General features: G+C 64.2%; 11 protein-coding genes. 4 read left to right on the forward strand and 7 right to left on the reverse strand.

Annotated elements, in window-relative coordinates:
- The first annotated feature begins 110 nt into the window (after positions 1-110).
- Positions 111-1,223, forward strand: a complete 1,113-nt coding sequence (locus EOA38_RS17000) for a GTP-binding protein (RefSeq protein ID WP_126091650.1) — start codon at positions 111-113, stop codon at positions 1,221-1,223.
- A gap of 19 nt (positions 1,224-1,242) precedes the next feature.
- Here the strand turns inward: EOA38_RS17000 and EOA38_RS17005 are convergent, their stop codons facing one another.
- The 5 genes from EOA38_RS17005 to EOA38_RS17025 form a co-directional block, all read right to left on the reverse strand.
- The gene (locus EOA38_RS17005) at positions 1,243-1,482 is read right to left on the reverse strand and encodes a sulfurtransferase TusA family protein (protein WP_189350513.1); all 240 of its coding nucleotides are present in this window, start codon (positions 1,480-1,482) and stop codon (positions 1,243-1,245) included.
- Positions 1,483-1,493: 11 nt separating this feature from the next.
- Entirely contained in the window at positions 1,494-2,789 is a 1,296-nt protein-coding gene (locus EOA38_RS17010) for a murein L,D-transpeptidase family protein (RefSeq protein ID WP_126091652.1), read from the reverse strand.
- Positions 2,790-3,000: 211 nt separating this feature from the next.
- Complete coding sequence (locus tag EOA38_RS17015; RefSeq protein WP_127299758.1) at positions 3,001-3,951, reverse strand: acetyl-CoA carboxylase carboxyltransferase subunit alpha; 951 nt, start codon at positions 3,949-3,951, stop codon at positions 3,001-3,003.
- A 99-nt stretch (positions 3,952-4,050) separates the two neighbouring features.
- Positions 4,051-4,965: a site-specific tyrosine recombinase XerD gene (locus EOA38_RS17020; protein ID WP_126091654.1), complete on the reverse strand. Its 915-nt coding sequence runs from the start codon at positions 4,963-4,965 to the stop codon at positions 4,051-4,053.
- 10 nt (positions 4,966-4,975) lie between these two features.
- Complete coding sequence (locus EOA38_RS17025; RefSeq protein WP_040989318.1) at positions 4,976-5,128, reverse strand: hypothetical protein; 153 nt, start codon at positions 5,126-5,128, stop codon at positions 4,976-4,978.
- Positions 5,129-5,323: 195 nt separating this feature from the next.
- Between EOA38_RS17025 and EOA38_RS17030 the strand changes: the two genes are divergently transcribed.
- The 3 genes from EOA38_RS17030 to EOA38_RS17040 are packed head-to-tail and all read left to right on the forward strand — an operon-like array spanning position 5,324 to position 7,964.
- Positions 5,324-5,935: a shikimate kinase gene (locus EOA38_RS17030; protein ID WP_126091655.1), complete on the forward strand. Its 612-nt coding sequence runs from the start codon at positions 5,324-5,326 to the stop codon at positions 5,933-5,935.
- Entirely contained in the window at positions 5,932-7,077 is a 1,146-nt protein-coding gene (aroB, locus tag EOA38_RS17035; RefSeq protein ID WP_126091656.1) for a 3-dehydroquinate synthase, read from the forward strand. Before EOA38_RS17030 ends, aroB begins: the two co-directional genes overlap by 4 nt.
- Entirely contained in the window at positions 7,074-7,964 is an 891-nt protein-coding gene (locus EOA38_RS17040) for a transporter associated domain-containing protein (protein ID WP_126095727.1), read from the forward strand. Before aroB ends, EOA38_RS17040 begins: the two co-directional genes overlap by 4 nt.
- Positions 7,965-8,015: 51 nt before the next feature.
- On the opposite strand, the gene EOA38_RS17045 is transcribed toward EOA38_RS17040, so the two are convergent.
- Both EOA38_RS17045 and EOA38_RS17050 read right to left on the reverse strand, forming a co-directional pair.
- Entirely contained in the window at positions 8,016-9,560 is a 1,545-nt protein-coding gene (locus tag EOA38_RS17045) for a SpoVR family protein (RefSeq protein WP_126091657.1), read from the reverse strand.
- Positions 9,561-9,587: 27 nt separating this feature from the next.
- A partial coding sequence (locus EOA38_RS17050; protein WP_127299759.1) for a DUF444 family protein occupies positions 9,588-10,132 on the reverse strand: 545 nt, incomplete at its 5' end.

Genomic DNA, 10,132 nt, shown 5'->3' on the forward strand with positions numbered 1-10,132 from the left:
CCCGACAAGCCGCGGCCGGCCGACGCTGCGCCCGCCGCGACAGGAACGGCCGCTGCCGCCGTGCAGGGCGACCAGCCGGCCAAGGCCGCCAACTAGCCGGCGCGCAAGCGATGAACAGCGGCTTTCCCATTCCCGTCTCGGTGCTCACCGGCTTTCTCGGCGCCGGCAAGACGACACTGCTCAACCGGCTGCTCAAGGACCCGGCACTCGCCGACACGGCGGTCATCATCAACGAGCTCGGCGAGGTGGCGATCGACCATCTTCTGGTCGAGCAGGCCTCGGACGGCATCATCCAGCTTTCCGACGGCTGCCTCTGCTGCACGGTGCGCGGCGATCTCGTCGATACGCTGGCCGATCTCGTCGACCGGCTGCAGACCGGCCGTATCGCCCGGCTTGCGCGCGTCGTGGTCGAAACCACCGGCCTTGCCGATCCCGCGCCGGTGCTGCAGTCGATCATGGCGCATCCGGCGCTGGTGCAGGCTTTCCGGCTCGACGGCGTCATCACGCTGGTCGATGCCGTCAACGGCGAGGCGACCCTCAATGCTCATGTCGAGGCGGTGAAGCAGGCGGCGGTCGCCGACCGCATCGTGCTCACCAAGACCGACCTTGCCGAGGTAGGGGATGTCGGGGCCCTGCGGGCACGGCTCCATCAGATCAATCCGGGCGCGGCACTCCTCGACGTCAACGATGGCGGCACGGGCGTGGCGTCGCTGTTCAACTGCGGCCTCTACAATCCCGATACCAAGACCGCCGATGTGCGACGCTGGCTCGGCGAAGAGGCAGCGCATGACCACGGCCATCATCACCACGACGATGACCATGATCACAGCCACCATCATCACGACCACCGCCACGACAGCCGCGTGCGCTGCCACTCGCTCGTCCACGACGGACCGGTGCCGTTCTCGGCGATCGAGATGTTCCTCGATCTCTTACGCTCGACGCATGGTGAGAAGCTGCTGCGCATGAAGGGCGTCATCGAACTGATGGAAGATCCGTCACGGCCGCTGGTCGTTCACGGCGTGCAGAAGGTCCTGCATCCGACGGCAAGGCTGCCGGCCTGGCCGGACGGCCAGCGCGGCACCCGACTGGTGCTGATCACGCTCGATATGCCTGAAGACTATGTCCAGCGGCTGTTCGCCGCCTTCACCAATCGGCCATCGATCGATACGCCGGACCGGGCGGCGCTCGAAGCCAATCCGCTGGCGATCGCCGGACTGTGATTGGAAAGCCCGCTACTGGTTAAGCCGCGCTGCCGCGCTCGACCAGGAAGCGATGGCCTCCGGCTACCGTCGCCGTCTCGATCAACTGATGGCCGGCATCGGCGCAGAAGGCCGGAATGTCGATCACGGCGAGCGGATCGGTGGTCTCCAGCCACAGACGGCTGCCCGGCCGCATCGCGGCCAGACGCTTGCGGGCCTTGAGCACCGGCAGCGGACAGTTCAGGCCCTTGAGATCGTAGGTGATTGCGTGCTTTGCCAAGCTCAAAGATCTCAGCCGCCGAACATGCCGAGCAGCTTCTTCTTCAGCTTGGACACGGTGCCTTCGTCAGCACTCGCCGCCTGTGTCTCAGCCGCCGGCTGGGCCGGCGCCACCTCGACGCCGGCGGTGACGACCTGCTGTTGTGCTGCCTGCTTGGCGGCTTCCTTTTCGGCCAGCGCCTGAGCCTTGGCCGCTTCCTTGGCGGCTTTCGCGGCTTCGATTGCCGCCAGCCGCTGCTCCTCGGCCTTGCGCTTGGCCTCTTTCTCGGCGTCGAGCGCCGCCATCTTGCGGCCGAGCGGCGAATCGATGCGGCCCATGCGCACCGTCTCGGTCACCGAGCCATCGGAATTCATCGACGGCGGCTCGATCGGCACGCGCTCGCCGCGGGCGCGGCGCTTCGACCAATCGGAAACGATGCTGGCTTCCTTGATGCCGGCAATGGTCGGCTTGGGCGCCGGCGCGCTCGACCTGACGGCAGAGCTGAAAGCCGCGTCATAGCGCTTCTCGTAATCGGCATAGGCCGTCTTCAACGAATCCGGCTGCGTGCTCTCGGGGCAGGGACCGGTCGGATCGAAGGTCGTGCCTTCAGGCGCCACCTGGTTGAAGACGTAACGCTTCTCGCAGACGTCGACCTTCGGCGGCACCTTGGTGATCTCGAAATTGTCGTAGCCGACCTTCAGCATCTTCCAGAACTCGTAGTTCGGATCGTTGCGGTAGCGCGCCATGTTGGCGGCGGTCATGCGGAACGGGAAAGCCTGGATCTGGAACTCGGTCTGGCCGCCCTGGAAGGCGTCACGGCCGAAGGCATAGATCTGCTCAATCTGCGCGTCGGTCATCGAATAGCAGCCGGACGACGAACAGGCGCCGTGCACCATCAGATTGGCGCCGGTGCGGCCGTTGGCGCGGTCATAGGCGTTGGGAAAGCCGATGTTGAAGGACAGATGATAGTTCGAACGCGGATTCATCTGCGACGGACGCACCGTGTAGAAGCCTTCCGGCGCCTGGCGGTCGCCCTCGGTGTATTTGGGGCCGAGCTTGCCCGACCATTTGCAGATGTCATAGGCGGCAACGAGATCGTAGCGGCCGTTGGTCTTGGCCTTCCAGATCTCCAGCTTGCCTTCTTCCTTGAAGATGCGCGCCATCACCGAGGAGGTGCGCACCATGCCCTTGGCCTTCATGTCGGCAAGGATCTTGTCCGGCAGCGGCTTGTTGGCCTCCGGCGCGAAATCCTTCATCGACGAATCATTGCAGCCGGCGACGCCAATCGCGGCGATCAGGACTCCGGTGCGGGCAAGCTTGGCAAACATCGCTACGGCTACGTCTTTCTTTCGGGCCAAAGGCCTCGGCACGACCGAGCCCGCACGCTGAACACCGACGGACGGTAAGCCCGTTAACCTTGAAAAATCCTTACCGCAAGCCTTGGCCAACCCCTCACGGCGATTTTCATTGAGCCGAATGCGGCGGCATTTTTGTGGCGAAATTGTTCGTTGCCGCCACAGTTTACCACGGGCGGCCCGATTAAAGGCTGCGGCCCATCGCCAGATATTTCTCACGGCGCTGCTCGCGGAAGTCGGTATTGGCGCCGGCAAAGTCCTTCATGGTCTTGGCGATGAGGTCGCCGGTCGCGGCAATCACCGTTTCGGGAGCGCGCTGGGCGCCACCCATCGGCTCGGGAACGATGGCGTCGATGATCTTCATCTCGAGAAGATCCTGGGCGGTGATCTTCATGTTGGTCGCCGCGTCCTTGGAGCGGGTGGTGTCGCGCCACAGGATCGAAGCCGCGCCCTCGGGCGAAATCACCGAATAGATGGCATGCTCCAGCATGTAGACGCGGTTGGCGGTGGCGATGGCGATGGCGCCGCCGGAGCCGCCTTCGCCGATGACGACCGAGATCGACGGCACCTTGAGCGCCAGGCAGGCCGAGGTCGAGCGCGCTATGGCCTCTGCCTGGCCGCGCTCCTCCGCGCCGACGCCGGGATAGGCGCCGGCAGTATCCACCAGCGTCAGAAGCGGCATCTTGAAGCGATCGGCAAGCTCCATCAGCCGCACCGCCTTGCGGTAGCCTTCGGGACGCACCGAACCGAAATTATGCTTCAGGCGGCTCGCCGTGTCCGAGCCCTTTTCCTGGCCGATCACCGCCACCGGCTCGCCGCGAAAACGGGCGAAACCGCCGACGATCGCCTGGTCCTCACCGAAATTGCGGTCTCCGGCCAAAGGCGTGAAATCGCTGAACAAGCCCTTGATGTAGTCGACGCAGTGCGGTCTGTCGGGGTGGCGCGCCACCTGCACCTTCTGCCAGGGGGTGAGCGCCTTGTAGAGATCGCGCAGCGCGTCGCGCGAGCGCTTCTCCAGCCTGTTGATCTCGTCGGCGACATCGACCGCCTCGCCGTTCTCCGCAAGCTTCTTCAGCTCGAGGATCTTGAGCTCAAGATCCTGCACCGGCTTTTCGAAATCGAGGTAATTGTACATGCTTGGGCGGACCGATCCGTCGGAAGGCAATGGCTGGCGGAACCCTGGAAATGCTGGCTCCGGGCGGTGGAACGTCGCCATCACATAGCGATATGAGGCCTAGTCGGCAAGCGGATGATGATCGTTGACCAGCCGCACCAGCCGCTCCTCCAGAACATGGGTGTAGATCTGCGTGGTGGAGATATCGGCGTGGCCAAGCAGTTGCTGGACGGCCCTGAGATCGGCGCCATTCTGCAAGAGATGGCTGGCAAAGGCATGGCGAAGCACATGCGGCGAGATCTTGGCCGAGGCGATACCGGCCCGGGCCGCCAACCCTTTGAGATCGCGGGCGAAAACCTGCCGGGAGAGATGGCCGCTGTCGGAGGAAGCCGGAAACAGATAGGGGCTCTCGGCAAAGGCCGGGCGTTCGGCCCTTGTTGCAAGCCAGGCCCGCATCGCGTCGCGCGCCTTGGCCGACAGCGGCACCATGCGTTCCTTGTCGCCCTTGCCGCGCACCATGAAGAAACGGTCGTCGCGCTGCGCCACCGTCACCGGCAGGCCGACCAGCTCGGAAACGCGCAGGCCGGTGGCATAGAGCACCTCGACCAGCGCATGCAGGCGCAGCGCCGCCAGCCGGTCGCCGCCCGGCGCGGCACCGCCCGCTTCCTCGGCCGCGCGGTCGAGCAGGCGGCCGGTCTCGGCTTCGGTCATCGTCTTCGGCAGCGGTCGGCCCTTCTTTGGGCTGTCCAGCGTGCCGGTCGGGTCGTCGCCGCGCAGTCCTTCGGCATAGAGGAATTTGAAGAACTGGCGGATCGCCGATAATTTTCGCGCCTGCGAGGTCGGAGCGAAGCCTCTGGCCGCGATGTCGTCGAGATAGGCGCGGATGTCGGCCGCTCCCGCTCCCGCCAGCCCGCCGCCGATCGAGGCGGAAGCGTCTTCGAGGTCACGGCGATAGGAGGAAAGCGTGTTCTCGGCCGCCCCCCGCTCGGCGCTCATCATCTCCAGGAAGGCTTCGATGCGGGCGGCGCTGTTCATCTGGCCGGGATCAGTTCTTCTTCGGATTGAGCTTTTCCGCCGGAATGCGCACGCTCATTTCCGCCTTCTTCGGCTCGACGAACATCGCCAGCGCGAACATCGCGCCATAGGCAATGCCTGCAAGAACCGCCAGCGTCACGACAAAGCGAAACAATGTCGGCATTCAGCTTTCGCCCGTCTTCTTGTTTTTGCGTTTCCAAACCCTGTGCCCTTATGGGACGCCAATCCGACCAATTCAAGGACGAAGGATTTTGTCGGCGAAGGTTCCGTTGGAAAGCCGCACGATCCTGTTTGCTTGCGGCGCCGTGCTTGACGCAAACAGGCTTTTGATGTCGATACGGCGCAAAAGAGGTTCCGCATGAACGCGCTGCCAGCAAATCCGCCGGACGAAGGCCGTGTCGCGCTGCTCGAAAGGCTCGGCAGCCGCTCCATCATCTTTGTCGGCCTGATGGGTGCCGGCAAGACGGCGATCGGCCGCAAGGTGGCGGCGATGCTCTCGCTGCCCTTCATCGACAGCGATCAGGAGATAGAGAGCGTATCGCGCATGACCGTGCCGGAGCTGTTCGAGCGCTACGGAGAGCCGGAGTTCCGGGCGCTGGAGCAGCGCGTGATCCTGCGGCTGCTGGAGAACGGCCCGCAGGTGCTGTCGACCGGCGGCGGCGCCTTCATGAACGCGCAGACGCGCGAGGCGATCGCGAGCCATGGCGTATCGGTCTGGCTGAAGGCCGACCTCGATCTCCTGATGGAGCGGGTCTCGAAGAAGCAGAACCGGCCGCTCCTGAAGAATCCCGATCCGCGCGGCGTGCTGGAGCGGCTGATGAGCGAGCGCTATCCGGTCTATGCCACGGCCGACATCACCGTTCCGACCCGCGACGACCGCAAGGAAGTCATCGCCGGCGAGGTGGTGTGCGCGCTTTGCGCCCATCTTGGCGTCGCCGCGATCGCCACCAGCGACGAGGTGGAGCCGTGAGCCATACAGAACCGGTTAAGGTCGAGGTGGGGCTCGGCGACCGTGCCTATGACATTTTGATCGGGCCGGGCCTGCTTTCCGGCGCCGGAACCGAAATCGCGGGCCGCCTTCCCGGCACCCGCGCGGCCATCGTTACCGACGAGAACGTCGCCGCCGCGCATCTCGAAACGCTGAAGGCCGGCCTGGAAAAAGGCGGCATCCATTCGGCCGTCATCACGTTGCCTGCCGGCGAAAAGACCAAGAGTTTTGCCCGCCTCGAAGAGGTGGTCGACGGCGTGCTCGCCGCCAAGCTCGAACGCCGCGACGTTGTCGTGGCTCTCGGCGGCGGCGTCATCGGCGACCTTGCCGGCTTCGCAGCCGGCATCGTGCGGCGCGGGATGAATTTCGTGCAGGTGCCGACCTCGCTGCTGGCGCAGGTCGATTCTTCCGTCGGCGGCAAGACCGGCATCAACAGCGCCCGCGGCAAGAACCTGGTCGGGGTCTTCAACCAGCCCAAGCTGGTGCTGGCCGACACCGGCGTGCTCGACACGCTGCCGATCCGCGAGTTCCGCGCCGGCTATGCCGAGCTCGCCAAATACGGGCTGATCGACCGCCCCGGCTTCTTCGCCTGGCTGGAGGAGAACTGGCAAAAAGTGTTCGCCGGCGGCCCGGAGCGGACCGAAGCCATCGCCGAGGCCTGCCGCGCCAAGGCCGACGTGGTTGCCCGCGACGAGTTCGAGACCGGCGACCGCGCGTTGCTCAATCTCGGCCACACATTCGGCCATGCGCTCGAAGCCGCCACCAACTATGACGGCGCCCGCCTCGTCCACGGCGAGGGCGTCGCCATCGGCATGGCCCTGGCGCACCGTTTTTCCGCGCGCCTCAATCTGGCGAGCCCGGACGACGCAAGCCGTGTCGAAGCGCATCTTCGCGCCGTCGGCCTGCCCTGGCGGATGGCCGACATATCAGGCGATCTGCCGGACGCCGAGGCGCTGCTTGGCTTCATCACCCAGGACAAGAAGGTTTCGCGCGGCGCGCTCACCTTCATCCTGACGCGTGGTATCGGTCAGGCCTTCATCGCCAAGGACGTGCCGCCCTCGGAAGTGCTGTCCTTCCTCAAGGCGAGCCATCCCGAATGGCCCAAGATGAGCCATTCCAGATGATCGACGCCGGCTGGATTGCCGCAGCCGTCCTTGCCGCCATCGTCGTGCTGGCGCTTTTGTTCCGCACACGACTGCTTGCCGCGTTCGGCTACACGCTGCGGCCGGTCGAGCCGATGGCGCCCGAGGACGATGAATCGGACGAGGCCGGCGACGATACCCGCCGCAACGGGCAGGCGCGCGAGGACCGCGACCGGCTGGGCGCACTGTTCGATCTCGAGGAACTCGAAGTGTCGGATGTGATGGTCCACCGCACCAACATGCGCTCGGTCAATGCCGACGATCCGCCGGAAATGGTGGTGCGCGAGATCCTGCAGAGCCCGCATACGCGCATGCCGCTGTGGAAAGGCTCGCTCGACAACATCGTCGGCGTGCTGCACGCCAAGGATCTGCTGAGGGCGCTCAACGAGGTCGGCAACGATTTTTCCAAGATCGACGTGATGAAGATCGCGTCGAAGCCATGGTTCGTGCCCGACACCACCACCTTGCAGGATCAGCTCAACGCCTTCCTGCGCCGCAAGGCGCATTTCGCCATCGTCGTGGACGAATATGGCGAGATGGAAGGGCTGGTGACGCTGGAAGACATCATCGAGGAGATCGTCGGCGAGATCGCCGACGAGCACGACGTCGACATGCAAGGTGTCAAGCAGGAGGCGGACGGTTCGGTGGTCGTCGACGGCATGGTGCCGATCCGCGATCTCAACCGGGCGCTCGACTGGGACCTGCCGGACGAGGAGGCCACGACGATCGCCGGCCTCGTCATCCACGAGACGCAGACGATCCCCGAGGAGAAGCAGGCCTTCACCTTCCACGGCAAGCGCTTCGTGGTGATGAAGCGCGACAAGAACCGCATCGCGAGGTTGAGGATCCGGCCTGCCGGCGAGGGCTAAAGCGCGTCGCCTGAATTCGTTTCAGCGCGACGCGCTTTAAGTTGTCTTGACTCAAATTTCCTTCGTCGAGCGCTCGCTGAGCACCGCACCCGTTTCAGCATCGACAGCCGCCAGGCTGACGTCGTAGCCCCACAGGCTTCGGATATGGCGCAGGGTCGCGTCGCGACTTTCCTCCTCGAGCAGGATGCCGTCCTTGACGTTGTGCTGCAGCCGCAGATGCCGGTTTCCCAGGAGATCCACATCAACCACCTGGATGTCGGGTCGTCTCGCCCCCACGTCGTAGCTTTGGGCCAGCGCGGACCGTATCTTGCTATAGCCGCGCTCATTGTGGATCGACGCGACTTCGAAATGCGGCTCGTCGGCGCCGTCGGCCAGCACGAAGAGCCGCCATTTCCGGATCAGGGCCGGGCTCAGATACTGGCGAATGAAGGATTCGTCGCGGTGGTTGGCCCAGGCATCGAGCAAGGTCTCGCGCCAGTCGCCGCGGCCGGCGATGTCCGGGAACCAGTCGCGGTCCTCCGCGGTCGGCTCGGTCGAGATGCGCTGGATATCCTGCATCATGTCGAGACCCAGCGCGTAGGGATTGATGCCGGAAAAACGCGGGTCGTCGAAGGCCGGCTGGAAGACCACGTTCGAATGGTTGCGCAATATCTCGAGCATGGCGCCTTCACTGATGCGGCCGCGATCGAAAAGCATGTTCATGAGCGTGTAATGCACGAAGGTGGCGCAGCCCTCGTTCATCACCTGGGTTTGCCGCTGCGGGTAAAAATACTGCGCAATGACACGCACGATCCTGACAATCTCGCGCTGCCAGGGCTGAAGGACGAGGCTGTTCTTCTCGAGAAAGTACAGCAGGTTCTCCTCGGGCAGATTGAGCGATTTCTTCCGCTCCGCGAGGCTCTCGTCCTCTGCCTCCGGCTTGTTCTTTCCCTGGGAGGGCGGCAACGTCCGCCAGAGATCGTTGAAGGAACGCTCCTCGTATTCAAGGCGCTCGCGCAGCCCTTCGCGCTGCTGCTCCGATGACAGCTTCGGCGGCCGGTGGTAGCGGAAGACGCCTTGCTCCATCAGCGCGTGGGCGGAATCGAGCATGGCCTCCACGGGGGCCAGGCCATGCCGTTCCTCGCACCGGGCGATGTAGCTCTTGGCAAAATCCAGGTAGCTCAGGATGCCCCCGGCGTCGGTCCATTGCCGGAAGAGATGATTGTTCTTGAAGAAATGGTTGTGGCCCAGTGCCGCATGGGCGGTCACCAGGGCCTGCAAGGCCATGGTGTTCTCTTCCATGAGGTAGACGATGCAGGGATTGGAGTTGATGACCAATTCGTAGGCCAAACCGCGCGCGCCCTTGCGGTAGAGAAGCTCGTCATAGAGGAAACGCTTGCCGAACGACCAATGGCGATACATCAGCGGCATGCCGACCGATGAATAGGCGTCGAGCATCTGTTCGGAGGAAATGACCTCCATCTGCACCGGATAGATGTCGAGGCGAAGCTCTTCCTTGCCGATCGCCTCGATCTCGTCGTAGACCCGCGACAGTTTCGCGAAATCCCAGTCAGACCCGGAAAACAAAAGTTCGGATTTGCGCGCCTGACTGACCATCGGCCCCCGTCCTATCGACCCACAACCTCACGCGCTCTTGCGCAGCGCCGGCTGCCTGGCGAAGAGCTCGCGAAAGACCGGGTAGATGTCCGCCGGAGCGGCTATGCGCCTCATCTGGAAATTCGGCCATTTCCCGTCCACGGCGCTGTAAGCGCGCCAGAGCGACGTCCCGTTCTCGGTCGAGCCGAAAATGTGGCTTTCCCGCTCGTCGATGATCTCGACATAGGCGAAATACTGGCAAAGGCGCATGAGCCTGCGGTCGAGCAGTTCGATGCAGCGCTCGGAGTCGGTGGCGAAGTTGTCGCCGTCGGAAGCCTGCGCGGCGTAGATGTTCCATTCGGCGGCCGGATAGCGCTGCTCGATGATGCGCTGCATTTCCTCGAGCGCCGTGGAAACCACGGTGCCGCCGCTTTGGGTGTGGTAGAAGAAAGTGTGCTCGTCAACCTCCTTGGCCTCGTGGGTGTGGCGAATAAAGACGATCTCGGTCCGTTCGTAGCGCCGTGTCAGGAACAGGTGCAGCAGCACGAAAAAGCGTTTGGCCAGATCCTTCTCGCGCTCGCCCATCGATCCCG

Origin of the sequence: Mesorhizobium sp. M1E.F.Ca.ET.041.01.1.1 (assembly GCF_003997355.1) — a bacterium.
Taxonomy (GTDB): Bacteria; Pseudomonadota; Alphaproteobacteria; order Rhizobiales; family Rhizobiaceae; genus Mesorhizobium.

Bases quoted from the DNA above. Each gene is read 5' to 3' on its own strand.
- EOA38_RS17020 (WP_126091654.1), bottom strand. From the start codon at position 4,965: ATGAACAGCGCCGCCCGCATCGAAGCCTTCCTGGAGATGATGAGCGCC.
- EOA38_RS17025 (WP_040989318.1), bottom strand. From the start codon at position 5,128: ATGCCGACATTGTTTCGCTTTGTCGTGACGCTGGCGGTTCTTGCAGGC.
- EOA38_RS17010 (WP_126091652.1), bottom strand. From the start codon at position 2,789: ATGTTTGCCAAGCTTGCCCGCACCGGAGTCCTGATCGCCGCGATTGGC.
- EOA38_RS17015 (WP_127299758.1), bottom strand. From the start codon at position 3,951: ATGTACAATTACCTCGATTTCGAAAAGCCGGTGCAGGATCTTGAGCTC.
- EOA38_RS17045 (WP_126091657.1), bottom strand. From the start codon at position 9,560: ATGGTCAGTCAGGCGCGCAAATCCGAACTTTTGTTTTCCGGGTCTGAC.
- EOA38_RS17000 (WP_126091650.1), top strand. From the start codon at position 111: ATGAACAGCGGCTTTCCCATTCCCGTCTCGGTGCTCACCGGCTTTCTC.
- EOA38_RS17040 (WP_126095727.1), top strand. From the start codon at position 7,074: ATGATCGACGCCGGCTGGATTGCCGCAGCCGTCCTTGCCGCCATCGTC.
- EOA38_RS17030 (WP_126091655.1), top strand. From the start codon at position 5,324: ATGAACGCGCTGCCAGCAAATCCGCCGGACGAAGGCCGTGTCGCGCTG.